Below are 17,742 nucleotides of genomic sequence, written 5' to 3' on the forward strand. Positions count from 1 at the left end.
AATTGCTTGGGTATTAAAGTAGTGTTGTTCCGTTTGAGATTTTTACATCATAGAATTTTAATTCAATCCCAAATGTATCTAAATAAAGATTTGAAAACTTACGTTTTACCTCATTTTCTCTACCTTTTTTAATCAAATTGATCGTGCAGCCGCCAAAACCACCTCCCATTAGCCTGGAACCTACAATTGCATCGTCTGTTTTTGCAGTATCTACCAGCATATCCAGTTCAGCACAACTTACCTCATACTCTTGCGATAAACCATAATGCGTTTCAAAAAGCAATTGTCCTAAAAGTTCTATATTTCCTTTGTCTAAAGCCTCACATGCTTTTATGACACGGTTAATTTCTTTTACGACAAAGTGAACTCTTTTAAAAACAGTTGCATTCATTTTATCCTGAATGCTTAAAAGCTGTTCCTCTGTACAATCCCTGAAACTTTTTACTTCGGGAAAATTATTATTAATAATCGCCAAACCTTGTTCACACTCAATTCTTCGCGTATTATACTCTGATGTAAAAAGAGAATGTTTTACATTACTGTCGAACAAAACCAATGAATAATCTTTAAAATCAGCATTGTGATATTCAAAATCCAGCGTATTGCAATCCAGTTTTATTACTTTATTTTCAAGACCATGAACGCTTGAAAACTGGTCCATAATACCACAATTAATACCAACCCAATGTTCTGCTTTTTGCCCTAATAAAGCGATGTCAACTTTTTCGATTTTAAGATCAAAAAGAGCTGTTATTCCGTAGATCATTCCACATTCTAAAGCTGCCGAAGAAGATAATCCGGAACCAACGGGAATATTACTGCTAAAAACACAATTGAAACCTTCAAACAAAAATCCGTTATCTTGCAATTGTTTGATAACGCCTCTAATATAATTTGTCCAGACAACATCGCTTAATGTAATTTGCTCTGTAAAATCAGCTTCGAACTCCTCGTTTAAATCAATAGCAATTATTTTAGATTTATTCGTGTTGTTTTTCTCGAAAGCAAAGCAAATCACTTTGTCGATTGCTGCTGGTAAAACATAACCGTCATTATAATCAATATGTTCCCCAATAATATTTATTCTTCCTGGAGAAAGCACCACTTTTTGAGGAGCTGATCCAAAAGATTTCTCAAAAAAAGCAGTAGTATCTTGTATTAAAATGTCATTCATTATTTTATAATTGAAATGGAATTATCTCTTTAATTTATTAGTTTATATTTTCGAATTTATAAACTGTTTTTTGATGATATTCTTCGCCTTTTCTTAAAACCGAATTTGGAAAATGTTCGTGATTTGGTGCATCAGGAAAATTTTGAGTTTCAAAACAAATTCCGCTTGACGAATGATAATTGGTGTTTTCTTTTCCTTTTAATATATCAAAGCAATTTCCGCCTACATATATATGTACGCTTGGCTGATCTGTATAAACGCTCATTTGCAAATTGTTTTTAGGACTTAATAATTTTGCCACAACAGCATTTGTTGGTTCAAGAACAAACGAATTATCTATTGATGACGGACATTTTTTTACAGTTCTAAAATCAAAATCATGATTGGTAAGATCAGTAAAATTCCCGGTTGGGATATTCTCTTCATTGGTTTCTAAAATCTTGTCAGAGTCAATAAACATAGTCTGATCCAGAACGCTGGAATCGTGACCGTCAAGATTAAAATAACTGTGATGCGTCAGGTTTATAATAGTATCTTCTGTAGTTGTTGCTTTGTACTCCAGCTTTAATTCGTTGTCTTCGGTTAACGTATAAGTTAGATCTACATGTAATTCTCCAGGATAATTTTCGTCTAGATTTTCACTCGAAAGACTTAATGTTATTGACGGATTATCACCGGACGTAATATTGATAACATTCCATGCTTTTTTTCCAAAACCGGTATTTCCGCCATGCAAAGTGTTTCCGTTATTATTTATATTGAGTTGAAATGTTTTTTCATTTAATGTAAAAATACCTTTGTTGATTCTTCCTGCATAACGGCCAACAGTAGTTCCAAAAAACGGAGGACTTGGTAAATTATATGAAGCCAAATATGACTCTAATGAATCGAAACCTAAAACCACATCGACAAGAGTACCATTTGAAACCGGAATTTTTAATGAAGTTACAGTCGCACCAAAATTGATGATTTGTACTTTCATTCCGTTTTTATTTGATAATTCAAAAGAAAGAATTTCTTCGTTTTCAGGTGTCAAACCAAATAATTTAGATATAGATGTATCTTGAAAATGCGATATCTGTTTTATTTTCATATTATTTTTACCAATAGTGAAATCCAAAAATAGAAACATTCCGCAGGTTAGCATACCAGCACCTACCAGTTTTTTGTATATTGCGCCAAAATCTTTTTTTTATGAATATTATTTCTATTCAAAACAATATAGGACTTCCAAAATATAAGCAGATTATTCTTTCAATAGAAAAAGCAATCGAAGAAGAAAAATTGGTAAAAGGCGACAGGCTTCCGTCTGTTAATAAGGTTTGTCTGGCTTTTTCATTATCTCGTGATACGGTTTTATTGGGGTATGATGAACTTAAAAAAAGAGGTATTATTTATGCCATTCCTGGCAAAGGATATTATGTTAAAAGCGTTGAAACCACTATAAAACAAAAGATTTTCTTATTGTTTGATGAATTAAACAGTTTTAAGGAAGACATCTATAATTCGTTCTTGCAGCACATTGGAAAAAATGTTCAGGTAGATATTTTCTTTCATCATTTTAATGCTCCCGTTTTTGAGAAGCTTATAAATGACGCAAACGGAAATTATACTAAATACATTATTATGCCAACCAACTTAAACGATGTAGTAAAATCTATAAAAACCCTACCAGTAGGCGAAGTTATTATACTGGATCAAACCAATCCGGATTTAAAAATGTATCCCGCAATTTATCAAAATCACGAAAAAGATATTTTTGAAGGTTTGCTGAAAGGAAAAGCGAGACTGAATAAATATGAAAAACTAATTTTGATTTTTCCCGGATTCAGGGAACCTCTCGGAATGAAAACAGGTTTTGAAGCCTTTTGCAGGGAATATGATTTTGAATATGAAATTATCACTGAATTTACAGATCGGGAGATTACTTCGGGAGATTTATATATTATACCAAATGACAGAGATTTAGTTCGTGTAATCGAAAAAGCAAGAGATCAAAACCTGAAATTAGGACTCAATCTTGGAATTATATCTTATAATGAAACACCTTTGAAAAAGATTGTAGCAAGCGGAATCACGACAATTTCGACCCATTTTGAAACCATGGGAAAAATCCTGGCAGATATGGTTCTTAAAGGACGAAAAGAACAAATCGAAAATAAATCCTCGCTAACGATGCGTAATTCGCTATAATCATCACTTTTAAAATAGTTTATACTGTAATCAAAATTTTTTTTGTTTTTGTGAAATTATTTTATTTATATTTGTAAATGTAAATTTTACACTTATTTTTGGTTTAAGTGTAAGTAACAAAAAATCTTTAAGTTAGATTTAATTTGTTTAGTTTTTTAATAGTAGTTTTATTGAAGAAAAAACCCCGAAAGTTTGTGGCTTTCAGGGTTTTGTTTTTTTTATAAATTCAGAACAAAATCGTTTAGTAATTTTTCTTCGTATTTCTCTTTATTAAAAGTGTAGAGATAAGATCCTTTTCTGGAAGACTGCATATCTTTTTCTTCTAACTTATTTAAAATCTCAAGAGAATTAATCTTACTGATAAAATTTCGTTTGTCTAATTCTTTGCTTAAAATCGCTTCGTATAGTTCTAATAATTGGCGCATTGTAAATTTTTCCGGCAATAATTCAAAACCAATTGGTTTAATCGAAGTTCTGTAACGAAGTCTTTTAATAGCGTTTTGAACCATTTCGTTATGGTCAAAAATTAGATAAGGTGCCTCAGAAATGCTAAACCATTGTGCATGATAATTTTTGATTAGTTCAGCATTATGATTTTCAATATTGATTAATGCATAATACGAAACAGATATTGTTCTTTCTACCGGATCACGATCAATTTCACTGTAAGCATATAATTGCTCCATATATATATCGTGTAAACCGGTATACGTATTTAGAATTCTAATTGCCGCATTATCCAATACTTCATCACGTTTTAAGAAACCGCCAATCAAAGACCATTTTCCCTTTTCAGGTTCAAAGTCCCTTTTGATCAAAAGTATTTTTAAACCTTCATTATCAAATCCAAAAATGATACAATCTACTGCTAACAAAACTTTATCTGCAGAGCTATAACTGTTTAGCATATTCAATTTTTTATTGGTAAATATATAAACTTCTTAATTCGTTTCATAAATTATTAATGTGTTTTTTACACTTAAAAAATGTAACTAATTATAAAAGTTACATCAATAATTATGATTTGAATTCTACTCACAAAAGTAATAGTTTTTTTATGCTAAAATCACTATTAAACTGCTCATTTTTAACTTTTTTAAATATTTATTTTATTTAAAATCGACTTTGATGAAATTGTCATTTTAACCATTTCCTCTCTTTTCAAAAAAATATTTACTAAAATAAAAAGCGTTTTTCTACAATCTGCTCCAAGTTTTATTTTACGATATACGCTATTTTATTCCCTTAATTATATCATTTATTTGTTTTTGCATACTAATTTTAATTAAATTTACAAATGTGCAATCAACACTTATGATTTTTGTATTTTTTATTGAATGACCTTTAAAAGGAGCGTAAAACTTGCTTCTAAAAATAGGATTAAAGGCAATTGTGTTGGGATTTTATCTCTTGGATCTTCCGTTAGAAATGGGCATTGATCCTGCATCTATTTAGAATTATCGGTATAAATTTTTTATTAGAATTAACCTAACTATATCTTATCACAATCAGATTTCTGAGTGATACTAAAACAAAACCACACTTATGAAAAAAGCACTTTTCATCACTTTTCTTTTTACCATTTGCAACTCAATCATGATTGCTCAAAACCAGACAACTGTGATTACTTTAAAAAACACAGCAAACGCACCAGTAATCAACAAAAATATCTACGGACATTTTGCAGAGCATTTAGGACGATCTGTTTATGGTGGTTTTTTTGTGGGCGATACCTCAAAAATACCTAACACAAAAGGCGTTAGAAATGATATTATAAAAGTACTAAAAGAGTTGAAAATCCCTAATTTAAGATGGCCCGGCGGTTGTTTTGCTGATACGTATCACTGGAAAGACGGAATTGGACCTCACGAACAAAGACCAACTATTGTAAACAAATGGTGGGGCGGTGTTACAGAAGATAATAGTTTTGGAACGCATGATTTCCTGAATATGTGCGAATTGCTTGGAGCAGAACCGTATTTATCCGGCAATGTAGGAAGCGGAACTGTGCAGGAATTAGCAGACTGGGTTCAGTATACCAATTTTAGCGGGAGAAGCCCAATGAGTGATTTGCGCAAAAAGAATGGCAGAACGGAGCCGTGGAAAGTTAAATTCTGGGGAATTGGAAATGAAGCCTGGGGATGCGGAGGAAATATGACGGCAGAATATTATGCGGGAGAATACCGCAAGTTTGCCACATTCATGTCTGATTGGGAAAATACGGGAGGTTTTACCAGAATTGCTTCCGGATCGAATAGTGCTGATTATAACTGGACCGAAGTCCTGATGAAAAACATTCCGTTGAATATGCTTGGCGGCGTTGGCGTGCATCATTATGCTGTAATAGACTGGGCTAAAAAAGGCGATGCTGTTGATTATACCGAAGATCAATATTTTAAAACCATGAAAGAAGCCCTGAAAATGGAAGAGCTTGTTACCAAACACAGTGCGGTTATGGATAAGTATGATCCCGAGAAAAAAGTGGCGATTATGGTCGACGAATGGGGCGCTTGGTATGATGTGGAAAAAGGGACAAATCCCGGATTTTTATACCAGCAAAACACAATGAGAGACGCGGTTCTGGCAGGAACAACATTAAACATTTTTAACAATCATGCTGACAGAGTTCGTATGGCAAATTTGGCACAATGTGTCAATGTTTTACAAGCTGTAATTCTAACAGATAAAGCAAAAATGATTACTACGCCAACCTATCATGTCATGAAAATGTATAATGTGCATCAGGATGCGACATTATTGCCGGTAAGTTTTCAGTCTCCGTTATATACTTTTAAAGGAGAAACCCTTCCGGCAGTTTCAGCTTCGGTTTCCAGAGATAAAAGCGGACTGGTTCATATATCACTGGTAAATATCGATTCAAAAAATAAAAATAAAATAGAGATTGATGTAAAAGATCTTGGTGTTAAGAGTTTTACTGCCACTATTTTAACAGCTTCAAAACTGCAGGATTATAATTCGTTTGATACTCCTGATAAAATTATACCAGCTATTTTTAAAGGTTTTGAAAATAAAAAAGGAAAGCTGGAAATTACAATTCCGCCTTTTTCGATAGTTGTTTTAGATGGAAAATAGAAAGAAATAGTACGATTTTGAAAAATTAGATGAAAGAATCGCAAAAGAATAAATGTAATACTGACGTTTATTTTTTGTTTTGATGGTAAACATTTGGTTTGATGCATTATCTGTAAAAATTAAGCATGCAATTTTTGTTAAGTGTTTTTTATACACTTATGAAATAATTATAATTATATTTGTCGTCATTAAAAATTAATTTCGAATGAAAAATTACGTTATAGGATTGGACTACGGAACAGATTCTGTTCGGGCGATGCTAATAGACACTGAAAATGGGCAAGAGCTGGCATCAAATGTTTCTCATTATAAAAGATGGAAAAACAAACAATATTGTGACGCAGCTGCAAACCAGTTTCGCCAACATCCTTTAGATCATATTGAAGGTTTAGAAATTACGATTCAAACCGTTATAAAAGAGAGTAAAGTAGATCCTTCATTAATAAAAGGAATTTGTATCGATACCACAGGATCGTCACCTGTTCCGGTAACCAAAGAAGGAATTCCGCTTGCCTTGACAAAAGGTTTTGAAGAAAACCCAAATGCGATGATGGTTTTATGGAAAGATCATACGGCAATAAACGAAGCAAACGAAATCAACGAATTGGCGGTAAGCTGGGGCGGAGAAAACGTAACCAAATATGTAGGCGGAATTTATTCATCTGAATGGTTTTGGGCAAAAATCCTGCACATTGCCAGAGAAGACGAAGCGGTTAGAAATGCAGCGCATACCTGGATGGAACATTGCGATTTAATGACGTATTTATTAATTGAAGATAAAGATTTAAAAACGTTTAAAAGAAGCCGTTGCGCCGCGGGACATAAAGCGATGTGGCACGAAGACTGGAACGGTTTACCGCCAGTTGAATTCTTAGAAAAATTACATCCTTATTTGGCAACACTTCGCGGTAATTTATATGATGAAACGTATACATCAGATTTAGTTGCCGGAAATTTAAGCCAGGAATGGGCAACTCGTTTAGGACTTTCTACAGAAACTGTTATAGCGGTAGGAACTTTTGATGCGCACTCTGGAGCTGTTGGCGCCAAGATTGGTGAGAATACTTTAATTCGCGTTATGGGAACTTCGACCTGCGATATTCTGGTAGGTTCAAAAGAAGAAGTAGGAACCAAAACTGTTCGCGGAATTTGCGGACAAGTTGATGGTTCTGTGATTCCGGGTTATATTGGTTTAGAAGCCGGACAATCTGCTTTTGGAGATTTACTGGCTTGGTACAAAGAATTATTGCTTTGGCCAACAGATTATTTATTAGGTTCTTCGACGGTTTTAAATGAAACTCAAAAAGAACAATTACGAGAAGAATTCAGCGAAAAACTAATTGTAGAATTAACAAAAGAAGCAGAGAAAATTCCTGTTTCAGATAGTCTTCCAATTGCATTGGACTGGATCAACGGACGAAGAACTCCAGATGCAAATCAGGAATTAAAAAGCGCGATTTCAAATCTTTCTTTAGGCACAAAAGCGCCACATATTTTTAAAGCATTAGTAAACGCAATTTGTTTTGGAGCGAAAAAAATTGTGGATCGTTTTGAAGAAGAAGGCGTAAAAATTGACAGCGTTATTGGTATTGGTGGCGTTGCCCGTAAATCTCCTTTTATCATGCAGACTTTGGCAAACGTTTTAAACAAGCCTATTAAAATTGCAGCTTCAGACCAGACTCCGGCGTTGGGCGCAGCAATTTATGCAGCCGTTGCAGCCGGGATTTATTCAAACGTAATCGAAGCAAGCCAGAAGATAGGAAGTGATTTTGACGGAGAATATTTCCCGCAGTTAGATAAAGTAGCAGCATATAACAAATTGCTGATTGCTTATGATAAATTAAGCGCTTACGAAGATCCAACTATTAAAAAAGCACAACATGAGTTCTCTTTATAAAGATTTAAAACAAGAATGTTACGAAGCCAATATGCAGTTAAACGCATTGAATCTGGTCGTATATACTTTTGGGAATGTAAGTGCGGTGGATAGAGAAAATGGCGTTTTTGCGATTAAACCAAGCGGCGTTCCTTATGAAGATTTAAAACCGGAAGATATCGTGATTGTCGATTTTGATAATAATGTTATCGAAGGTTCTATGCGTCCGTCATCAGATACAAAAACGCATGCTTATTTATATAAAAACTGGCCAAATATTGGAGGCGTTGCTCATACACACGCCACTTATTCGGTAGCTTGGGCACAGTCGCAAAGAGATATTCCGATTTTTGGAACTACGCATGCAGATCATTTAACGGCAGATATTCCGTGCGCGCCGCCAATGGCAGATTCTCTTATTGAAGGAAATTACGAACACAATACCGGAATTCAGATTCTGGATTGTTTCAAAGAAAAAAATCTTTCGTATGAAGAAGTAGAAATGGTTCTGATAGGAAATCACGGTCCGTTTGCCTGGGGAAAAAACGCAGCAAAAGCCGTTTACAACAGCAAAGTTCTCGAAGTAGTTGCCGAAATGGCGTACCTGACTTTGCAAATAAACCCAAACTCACCAAGACTAAAAGATTCCCTGATAAAAAAACATTACAACCGCAAACACGGAAAAGATTCGTATTACGGACAGTAGAGAAGATAAAAGAGTAAAGAACAAAGAGGCAAGATTTTAGACGTTTTCGAAACTTGAAACAAAGAAAACCTGAAACAAAATAAAAAAATAACAAAGATTTTCCGCATTTCAAACTTGAAACATGAAACAAAGAAAACCTGAAACAAAATAAAAACATGATTGATATATCTCAAAAAGAAGTATGGTTTGTAGTAGGAAGCCAGGAATTATACGGTGAAGAAACACTTAGAAAAGTAGCAGAACATTCGCAGATAATTGCAAAAGGATTAGATGCATCATCAAGTATTCCGGTAAAAGTGGTTTATAAAGATGTTGTAAAATCTCCGTCTCAGATTCTGGACGTTTGTTTAGCGGCAAACTCTGCTAAAAACTGTATCGGGATTATTGCCTGGATGCATACTTTTTCTCCTGCAAAAATGTGGATTGGCGGTTTGAGTATTCTTAAAAAACCATTATGCCATTTGCATACACAATACAATGCCGAAATTCCGTGGGGATCAATCGATATGGATTTCATGAACCTGAACCAATCGGCACACGGAGATCGTGAGTTTGGTTTTATCATGTCCAGAATGCGCAAAAAACGCAAAGTAGTTGTAGGACATTGGGAAGATCAAAGAGTACAAAACAAATTAGGAATCTGGACAAGAGTTGCTCTTGGCTGGGATGAACTTCAGAACTTAAAAGTTGCCCGTATTGGTGATAATATGCGTGAAGTTGCCGTTACAGAAGGTGATAAAGTTGAGGCTCAGATTCGTTTTGGCGTTTCAGTAAACGGTTACGATTCATCAGATGTGACTAAACATATTGAGAAAGTTACAGACCAGCAATTAAACGATTTATTGGCAGTTTACGAATCTTCATATTCTCTAACCGATTCTTTAAAAGAAGGCGGAGCGCAAAGAAGCTCTTTGGCGGAAGCTGCAAAAATAGAACTGGGTTTAAGAGCTTTTCTTGAAGAAGGAGGTTTTGGCGCTTTTACAGATACATTTGAAAATCTTGGGGTTTGGAAACAACTTCCCGGAATTGCAACGCAAAGATTAATGGCAGATGGTTACGGTTTTGGTGGCGAAGGCGACTGGAAAACGGCTGCAATGGTTCGTGTATTAAAAGTAATGAATACAGGTCTTGAAGGCGGAACATCGTTTATGGAAGATTATACGTATCATTTTACACCTCAAAAATCATATGTTTTAGGATCGCATATGTTAGAGATTTGTCCGTCGATTGCAGATGCAAAACCTTCCTGCGAAGTGCATCCGTTAGGAATTGGCGGAAAAGAAGATCCTGCGCGTTTGGTATTTAATTCTCCTGCCGGAGATGCAATCAATGTTTCTCTGGTTGATATGGGCAATCGTTTTAGATTAATCGTAAACGAAGTCGAAGCCATTAAACCATTGGCAGAATTACCAAAATTACCAGTTGCCAGAGTTTTATGGGATTGTAAACCAAATCTTGACATCGCAGCAACTGCCTGGATTCTTGCCGGAGGAGCGCATCATACCGTTTACAGTCAGGCAATCACGACTGAATATATGGAGGATTTTGCAGATATTGCCGGAATCGAATTATTGGTTATCGACGAGAAAACGACCGTTAGGGATTTTAAAGATAAAATAAATGCAAACGAAGCTTATTATCATTTGTTTCAGCATGGAATTTAAACTAAGATACTAAGGTTCTAAGTTGCTAAGATTCTAAGTTTTTGTTACTTTTAATTTGTTGAGTAAATTAGATGTAAAAATTACAACGCAGATAAAACGGATTGCTATCGCAAAACGCAGATAAAACAGATTTATAATTTAAAAATCGGTATAAATCCGCGTCTTCGTGATAACGAATCTGTTTTATCTGCTTTAAAATATTGCATTTATTAATTACGCCCAATGGATTATTATTAACATCTAACCTATACAAAAAACTTAAAAAATATCATTTATGAATGTATTAAAACGTTGTGTTTTTGGAATTAGCCTGTTGAGTTTGGCTGCACTTTCTGTTCAATGCAAAAACGATAAAAAAATGGATGCTACAACAGTTTCTTCAGATGAAAAAGCTACGGTTACAATCGAAAAATCTTCTTATGGAACAACTTCTAAAGGAGAAAAAATCGATAGTTACAAATTAAAAAACCAAAATGGGATGGAAGTTGATATCATCACTTTTGGCGGAATTATTACAGATTTGAAAGTGCCTAATAAAGAAGGTGTTTCAGAAAATGTGGTTATCGGATTTAATTCTTTGGCACAATACGAGAAAGAAAATCCATTTTTTGGAGCGCTTATCGGGAGATATGGAAACAGAATCGCCAAAGGAAAATTTACTCTGGACGAAAAAGAATATACGTTAGCGATAAATAACGCACCAAATGCTTTGCACGGCGGTCCAAAAGGCTTTTTTAAAGTAGTATGGAAAGCCGATGAGGTAAAATCAGGAAGTACGGCATCTTTAAAATTATCGTATTTAAGTAAAGATTTAGAAGAAGGTTATCCGGGAAATCTACAGGTTTTTGTTACTTATACTTTGACAAACGACAACCAATTAGAAGTTTTGTATGAGGCAACTACAGATAAAAAAACAGTTGTAAACCTTACGCAGCATTCTTATTTTAATTTATCGGGAGATTTCTCGAAAACAATTCTGGATCATGAATTGACTTTGAATGCAGATAAAATAGTTCCGGTTGATGCAACGCTTATTCCTACAGGAAAATTAGAAGATGTTGCCAATACTCCTTTCGATTTTAGAAAACCTAAATTAATTGGAAAAGATATCGAAGTAAAAAACGAACAATTAGAAAGAGGAAAAGGTTACGATCATTGCTGGGTTTTGAACAATCCTGAAAAGGGAAAAACAATTATTGCAAAAGTATATCACGCCGCAAGCGGAAGGGTTCTTGAAATGACAACAGACGAACCTGGAATTCAGTTCTATTCCGGAAATTTCCTTGACGGAACTTTACCAACGCGCAACACCGGAACATACGCACACAGAACGGGTCTTTGTCTGGAAACAGAACATTATCCGGATTCTCCAAACCAGAAAAATTTCCCGACAACGGTTTTAAACCCGGGAGAAAATTATAAAACTAAAACTACTTTTAAATTCTCAGTAAAAAAATAGTTTTAAGTTTTTGTTTACTAGTTCAATTCTCTAAGAAACCTCGTAAGTTATGCTTGCGAGGTTTTTTTATGAAGTGAAGTTTGCCACTAATTGCACGAATTTGCACGAATTTTCAAGAACTTGTACGAATTAGATGAAGTATCACGAATTACATGAATTAGATGAATTACCACGATTTTTTGTCATTTCGAAGAATGAGAAATCTTCGCAAGTAGCTCCGCAACGAGAGTCGAATCTTTGTCGAGTTTCTTGCGAAGATTTCTCATTCTTCGAAATGACAATATTGTGTCTATAACTTTGCGTCTCTGCGCCTTTGCGCGATTAAATACATTCCAGCTGATAAAAATCTTAATTTAGCAAAACAAAAAAAGCAAAATGAAACATCTATTTAAAGCAGCAATAAACTGGACTTCAAAACAAAATCAAGTAGATTCTACAAAGAGATTTTACAGCAAAAGCCATCAAATAAAAATAGAAGGAAAACCGGCTTTAGAAGTTTCGGCAGCGAAGGCTTTTAAAGGCGATCCGGAATTATACAATCCCGAAGATTTGCTTTTAAGCAGTTTGGTTTCGTGCCATATGATGTCGTATTTATACGTTTGCGCTCAAAACGGAATAGAGGTTCTGGAATATTCAGATAATGCCGAAGCAACGCTGGAAGTTTCTCCAGACGGAAGTGGACGTTTTGTTGCAGCAACATTAAATCCTAAAGTAAAAATTTCAAATCCAGACCAGATTCAATTGGCTTTAGATTTACATCAAAAAGCAAATGAGTTGTGTTTTATCGCCAATTCCTGCAACTTTCCTGTTTTGCATCATGCAAGTATAGAATAAGTTTTAGTTTCTGGCGATTTTATTGTGTTTTGCTACCGTATTGCCTACGTTTTTACTTTCAAACAAAAGCATTGCTTCTTCTGCTTTGCCGGATTGGTTAATGCCTTTTAAGGATTGGGCATAACGGTAATAATACATGGCATCCAGATTTGTGGTTATCGTAAAAAGCTGTTCGTAGTATTTTGCTGCCGTTTCGAGATCACCGTCAAAATAGGCTCTGTCTGCTACTTTTGTGAGCATTTCTTCAGATTTATATCCTTTGTCTAGAACTTTTGCATACGTGTCGACCACATTTATATTTAAGTATTTTGGGGTTTCGGCTGGGGCGATTACTTCGACTTTGATAGGTTTTATTTTTATGGAACTGCTATCAGCAAATGATTTTGATTGTAAGGCAATATCGACCGTTTTTACTTTTGGTTTTCGATATATTGGCGTTACAACTCTGGTATTGTTTGGACCCAAATCATTTGTATAAACCATGTTTAGTTTAGAAACTTCGTATTTGGTAACTCTTTTTCCAAAAGTCATATTAATGGTTTCTTCGACATAATAGCCAACGATTACAAGACCATCTTTGGGTGTATTTTCTGCTCCCGAAATAGAAACACGATTGTTATCCTGACCAAAACACGCAGCAGAAAAAACAAACCCAATTGCGATAAAAAGTATTTTATAGGTTTTCATGATAACTGATAATTTGCCGTGAACTAAAAAACTATAATTAAAGATACTTCTTACTGTGTTTTTTGTTTTATAATGTCTGCAAATAACCTTAAAACTCGTTAAAGTGTAGTTTTCATGAAGTCAATGAGTTATGAATTGTTTTAATAATAGGTTTTGATTGTTTCGTGTACGAAAAATGGTATTTTTGTTTAATGGCTTAAAATAACGAATAGATGAACATTTATCAATCGTTTTTATCAGTATCATAAACGACTGAGCTTGTTTTTTACCTATTGCTGTTATACACTTAATTATTATCTTTGAACTATGAGCACACTAACAAAAAATCATATAGGCCGAAAAATCAGCCGTATTCGTGAACTTCGTGATATGAAGCAAGAAGCTTTGGCACAAGCTTTAGGACTAAGTCAACAAACGGTTTCGGCTATTGAAAATAGTGAAACTATAGATGAAGAAAAACTTCAGGCAATTGCTGAAGTTTTAGGCGTATCTGTCGAAGGAATTAAAAATTTCTCTGAAGAAGCGGTTTTAAATATTATCGGAAATACATTAAATGAAGGAAGTGTCATTAATGGAAATGCATATAATTGTAATTTTAATCCTCTTGATAAAGTTATAGAACTTTATGAGCGCTTGGTTTTGGCTGAGAAAGAGAAAGTCGAATATTTAGAGAAGTTATTGGGAGGGAAGTAAGATTCTTTTTTGAGAAAATATATCGTTTATAGAAAAGAGAGATCTCGTTTGAGATCTCTTTTTTTGTTTAAGAAAAGATTATGGTCATTTAAGGTTTAAAATTAGATTAAATAGATCCATTTTTTTATAATCACTACTATGAAGAATATTTAATAAAAAAAACAGGTAGATACCTATTACTTTTAATTAGTAAATAGTTTTATATCTTAATGTTTTTTATAAATTCGTCATACAATTCAAACAAATATTAACTACCGGAAACTCTACTTAACTAATTTATTAGTTTTTAGAATAAAAAAACTTAAATGAAAAAAACACTACTCTTAACATTCTTTCTTTTTATAACCTTTACAAAAGCTCAGACGTTAGACCCTACTTTTGATGCAACTGTAATCGAAATTAATCTTACTGGGCAAGGCTTTGGTCCTAAAAATTTAACTAAAACAAAAACGAAAATCTTCTTTTCGGCTGAAACTAAATCTCAAGGAAGAGAACTATGGACATTTAATCCTGTTACAAATATTACGGAGCTGGTTAAAGATATTTATCCGGGAGAATATAGCGGTATAGAAAACTCTGTTTTTTTTGTAATAGATGAAATTTTATATTTCTCTGCAAACGATGGGATAAACGGACAGGAGTTATGGAGAAGTGATGGCACAATTGATGGAACTTATATAATAAAAGACATAAACGCTACCGGAAGCAGCTCAATAACTAATCTTATTGGATATAAAAACAATATTATATTTAGTGCAAATGATAATATTAATGGACAAGAACTATGGATCAGTGATGGAACGACTTCTGGAACAAAACTCCTAAAAGATATCAAAAACGGAATTACAGGAAGTGAAATTTCAGACATTTTTCTTTTTAATGATGCTTTATTTTTTTTAGCTAACGATGGAATAAACGGAAATGAATTATGGAAAAGTGATGGGACAACAGAAGGCACAACTTTGCTAAAAGATATATATCCAGGATTAGCCACCAGTATTATGCCTACGGGAAAATTTATCATTTTTAAAAATAATTTTTATTTTTTTGCAAATGATGGTGTAAAAGGAAACGAATTATGGAGAAGTGACGGAACAACAAATGGCACACAATTTTTTAAAGAACTATATCCAGGATATAATGCTAATTTTAATAAAATAAATGGTTCTGCAACAGATTCCTATTTTGTTTTTGCTGCTCCTACTCCATCTATTGGAACAGAATTATGGAAAAGTGATGGAACAGCTGCCGGAACCTTTCTCTTAAAAGATATTAATCCTATACCGTTAAACAGCTCTTTATTTAACGCTGAATTTATAACGTTTAACAATAAAGTTTTCTTTACGGCTAATGATGGGACTTTAGGAACAGAGTTATGGTCGACAGACGGTACAGAAAGTGGAACGCAAATAGTTAAGGATATTTGGCCAGGTTTACAGAGCAGTTATATTTATAAACTCACTTCGACTGCTAATTTCTTTATTTTCTCAGCATCAGAAAACAATTATGATTCCAGTACTTTATGGAAAAGTGACGGAACAACTTTAGGGACTAACATTTTAAAGAATATTGAAGTAAGATCTACTTCAAGTTATGAATTGAATTTTGTGGAATTAAATAATAATATTTATTTTCAAGCGGGAAACAATACCATAAATGGCGTTGAATTGTGGAAAACTGATGGTACAACAATTAACACTGTACTAGTTAAAGACATTGATCACAGTGGTTCTTCTAATCCTAAAAAATTTATCAATTTTGATGGTAAACTAATTTTTACAGCCAATAATGGTATTATTCAGGAAGAGGCATTTATAACCGACGGTACAATTGAAGGCACCAAAATGCTTAAAAACAGTCAGGTTACCAATAATTTTATATCTAATGACTATAAATTTATTTTTACTGCTTCAGGGAAAAACGTTTTTTTTAGAACAACAGATGGTTCTAATGGTTTTGAATTATACAAAACAGATGGTTCAGAAAACGGAACTCAATTAGTAAAAGAAATTGCTCCCGGAAGTGCTAGTGGGTTAAGTGATTATCAATTATTTACAGAATGTAATAATATCTTTTATTTTAAAGCTGATGATAAAATTCATGGCGAAGAGCTATGGCGAAGTGATGGAACTGATACTGGAACTTACATGCTTAAAGACATTAATCCCGGATCAGGAAGTGGTATATATGGTTCGAACATACCCTATTTTAATTCTAATATTGTAACAAACGATAAATATTTTGCAGTAATAAATAACATTTTATACTTTTCAGCTTTTGATGGTAATGAATACTCTATTTGGAAAACGGATGGAACTTCAGAAGGAACAATTAAAATTATTAGTCCTCAATCAAATGGTGATTTAATTAATCCACCAACAATAATAACTTCACTAAACGGAAAATTTTTCTTTAAAACTTGTACAGGTAATCCTAATTACGGATCTGGATATGATAGTTTGTGGTCAACAGATGGTACACAAAACGGTACAAAATTATTAGGTAAATGGATGCCTGTATACAATCAATTCGTGCAAGGTGTTGTATACAATAATGAATTTTACTGTACTTTAGAAACAGATCAAGGACAAGCAATACTAAAATCTGATGGTACAACTTCGGGTACAATAATCTTAAAAAACAATTTACCGAGAGGTAATTATTTTAAATCTCTAAAATCTTGTGGGAAATATTTATATTTCACCACGAGTAGTGATCTTTATTCGACTGAAAGGGAAATTTGGAGGACTGATGGAACCGCTAACAATACCGTTTCACTTGAAAAAATAGCACCACTAGCCTCTGAATCCATAACTAATTGCACTTGCGTGCAAAATAATTTACTGTATCTCAAAAATGTTATGTCAAGCAAAAAAATTCATTATTTCAATGACGGAACAACGACACCTAACTATTTTGAAGTTAACATAAGTAATTCTGAAAATTTTAAAGTAAATGAAGGAATTGTGAGTTTAGCAAATTATGGTAATAATTTAATTTTAACAGCTTATACAAAAGACGGCGGAACAGAACTTTATTCTTTAAAAACGGATGGGTCTCTTGGACTGAATAATCCTGAAAAAGACAATTCAAATTTAGAAAGGTTAAGTCATATTAAACTTTTTCCAAATCCAGCCTCCTTAAATGAAAGAATCTATATTTCTACTGATGACGATACTGAGATAAAAAGTATTGAAATCTATAATGTTTTAGGTGCAAAAATTCAAAGCGGAGGTTTTAATGTTTCTGAAAATACTAATTTGGATTTAAAAATACTTAGCAAAGGAATTTACTTTATTAGAATAAAAACTCAAAATTATACAGAAACTAAAAAACTGATTATAAATTAGTAATCAAATTTAG

General features: G+C 33.5%; 13 protein-coding genes. 9 read left to right on the forward strand and 4 right to left on the reverse strand.

Translation table 11 applies throughout. The annotated features are described in order from the left end of the window. Window positions 1–13: 13 nt before the first annotated feature. Window positions 14–1,174, reverse strand: coding sequence for a galactokinase (gene galK, locus ASF10_RS00470; RefSeq protein ID WP_056243872.1), 1,161 nt, complete (start codon window positions 1,172–1,174; stop codon window positions 14–16). Between the two features lie 37 nt (window positions 1,175–1,211). After that, window positions 1,212–2,267 (reverse strand): aldose epimerase family protein, encoded by a 1,056-nt coding sequence (locus ASF10_RS00475; protein WP_056245509.1) that lies wholly within the window; start codon window positions 2,265–2,267, stop codon window positions 1,212–1,214. A gap of 101 nt (window positions 2,268–2,368) precedes the next feature. Between ASF10_RS00475 and ASF10_RS00480 the strand changes: the two genes are divergently transcribed. Next, the gene (locus ASF10_RS00480; RefSeq protein WP_056243873.1) at window positions 2,369–3,367 is read left to right on the forward strand and encodes a GntR family transcriptional regulator; all 999 of its coding nucleotides are present in this window, start codon (window positions 2,369–2,371) and stop codon (window positions 3,365–3,367) included. Window positions 3,368–3,585: 218 nt separating this feature from the next. Here ASF10_RS00480 and ASF10_RS00485 read toward each other — a convergent pair whose 3' ends face one another. Further along, window positions 3,586–4,275 carry an NUDIX hydrolase gene (locus ASF10_RS00485; RefSeq protein WP_056243875.1) on the reverse strand — a complete coding sequence of 230 codons (690 nt, stop codon included), beginning with the start codon at window positions 4,273–4,275 and terminating at the stop codon, window positions 3,586–3,588. Between the two features lie 637 nt (window positions 4,276–4,912). Between ASF10_RS00485 and ASF10_RS00490 the strand changes: the two genes are divergently transcribed. The 6 genes from ASF10_RS00490 to ASF10_RS00515 all read left to right on the forward strand — a co-directional run bounded on the left by ASF10_RS00490 (window position 4,913) and on the right by ASF10_RS00515 (window position 12,999). After that, a complete protein-coding gene (locus ASF10_RS00490; RefSeq protein WP_056243878.1) occupies window positions 4,913–6,460 on the forward strand; it encodes an alpha-N-arabinofuranosidase in 1,548 nt (515 codons plus the stop codon). 205 nt (window positions 6,461–6,665) lie between these two features. Then, window positions 6,666–8,357 carry a ribulokinase gene (locus ASF10_RS00495; RefSeq protein ID WP_056243881.1) on the forward strand — a complete coding sequence of 564 codons (1,692 nt, stop codon included), beginning with the start codon at window positions 6,666–6,668 and terminating at the stop codon, window positions 8,355–8,357. After that, complete coding sequence (locus tag ASF10_RS00500; RefSeq protein ID WP_056243884.1) at window positions 8,341–9,042, forward strand: L-ribulose-5-phosphate 4-epimerase; 702 nt, start codon at window positions 8,341–8,343, stop codon at window positions 9,040–9,042. The genes ASF10_RS00495 and ASF10_RS00500 overlap by 17 nt, the downstream gene beginning before the upstream one ends. A gap of 155 nt (window positions 9,043–9,197) precedes the next feature. Beyond that, complete coding sequence (araA, locus tag ASF10_RS00505; RefSeq protein ID WP_056243886.1) at window positions 9,198–10,706, forward strand: L-arabinose isomerase; 1,509 nt, start codon at window positions 9,198–9,200, stop codon at window positions 10,704–10,706. 274 nt (window positions 10,707–10,980) lie between these two features. Next, on the forward strand, window positions 10,981–12,165 hold the full coding sequence (locus ASF10_RS00510; RefSeq protein ID WP_056243890.1) for an aldose epimerase family protein: 1,185 nt from the start codon (window positions 10,981–10,983) through the stop codon (window positions 12,163–12,165). Window positions 12,166–12,540: 375 nt separating this feature from the next. Then, window positions 12,541–12,999 carry an OsmC family protein gene (locus ASF10_RS00515; RefSeq protein ID WP_056243893.1) on the forward strand — a complete coding sequence of 153 codons (459 nt, stop codon included), beginning with the start codon at window positions 12,541–12,543 and terminating at the stop codon, window positions 12,997–12,999. A gap of 3 nt (window positions 13,000–13,002) precedes the next feature. Here ASF10_RS00515 and ASF10_RS00520 read toward each other — a convergent pair whose 3' ends face one another. Continuing rightward, entirely contained in the window at window positions 13,003–13,686 is a 684-nt protein-coding gene (locus tag ASF10_RS00520; protein WP_056243898.1) for a hypothetical protein, read from the reverse strand. 306 nt (window positions 13,687–13,992) lie between these two features. Between ASF10_RS00520 and ASF10_RS00525 the strand changes: the two genes are divergently transcribed. Next, window positions 13,993–14,379, forward strand: a complete 387-nt coding sequence (locus ASF10_RS00525; RefSeq protein WP_056243900.1) for a helix-turn-helix domain-containing protein — start codon at window positions 13,993–13,995, stop codon at window positions 14,377–14,379. A gap of 305 nt (window positions 14,380–14,684) precedes the next feature. Beyond that, the gene (locus ASF10_RS00530) at window positions 14,685–17,729 is read left to right on the forward strand and encodes an ELWxxDGT repeat protein (protein ID WP_056243903.1); all 3,045 of its coding nucleotides are present in this window, start codon (window positions 14,685–14,687) and stop codon (window positions 17,727–17,729) included. The last annotated feature ends 13 nt before the right edge of the window (window positions 17,730–17,742 follow it).

It is taken from the genome of Flavobacterium sp. Leaf82 (genome assembly GCF_001422725.1).
Taxonomy (GTDB): domain Bacteria; phylum Bacteroidota; class Bacteroidia; order Flavobacteriales; family Flavobacteriaceae; genus Flavobacterium.

What these genes read in the sequence shown, in the direction of transcription:
- ASF10_RS00520 (WP_056243898.1), bottom strand. Translation starts at nt 13,686, where the DNA reads ATGAAAACCTATAAAATACTTTTTATCGCAATTGGGTTTGTTTTTTCT.
- ASF10_RS00515 (WP_056243893.1), top strand. Translation starts at nt 12,541, where the DNA reads ATGAAACATCTATTTAAAGCAGCAATAAACTGGACTTCAAAACAAAAT.
- ASF10_RS00525 (WP_056243900.1), top strand. Translation starts at nt 13,993, where the DNA reads ATGAGCACACTAACAAAAAATCATATAGGCCGAAAAATCAGCCGTATT.
- ASF10_RS00480 (WP_056243873.1), top strand. Translation starts at nt 2,369, where the DNA reads ATGAATATTATTTCTATTCAAAACAATATAGGACTTCCAAAATATAAG.
- galK (WP_056243872.1), bottom strand. Translation starts at nt 1,174, where the DNA reads ATGAATGACATTTTAATACAAGATACTACTGCTTTTTTTGAGAAATCT.
- ASF10_RS00510 (WP_056243890.1), top strand. Translation starts at nt 10,981, where the DNA reads ATGAATGTATTAAAACGTTGTGTTTTTGGAATTAGCCTGTTGAGTTTG.
- ASF10_RS00485 (WP_056243875.1), bottom strand. Translation starts at nt 4,275, where the DNA reads ATGCTAAACAGTTATAGCTCTGCAGATAAAGTTTTGTTAGCAGTAGAT.
- araA (WP_056243886.1), top strand. Translation starts at nt 9,198, where the DNA reads ATGATTGATATATCTCAAAAAGAAGTATGGTTTGTAGTAGGAAGCCAG.
- ASF10_RS00530 (WP_056243903.1), top strand. Translation starts at nt 14,685, where the DNA reads ATGAAAAAAACACTACTCTTAACATTCTTTCTTTTTATAACCTTTACA.
- ASF10_RS00500 (WP_056243884.1), top strand. Translation starts at nt 8,341, where the DNA reads ATGAGTTCTCTTTATAAAGATTTAAAACAAGAATGTTACGAAGCCAAT.
- ASF10_RS00495 (WP_056243881.1), top strand. Translation starts at nt 6,666, where the DNA reads ATGAAAAATTACGTTATAGGATTGGACTACGGAACAGATTCTGTTCGG.
- ASF10_RS00490 (WP_056243878.1), top strand. Translation starts at nt 4,913, where the DNA reads ATGAAAAAAGCACTTTTCATCACTTTTCTTTTTACCATTTGCAACTCA.
- ASF10_RS00475 (WP_056245509.1), bottom strand. Translation starts at nt 2,267, where the DNA reads ATGAAAATAAAACAGATATCGCATTTTCAAGATACATCTATATCTAAA.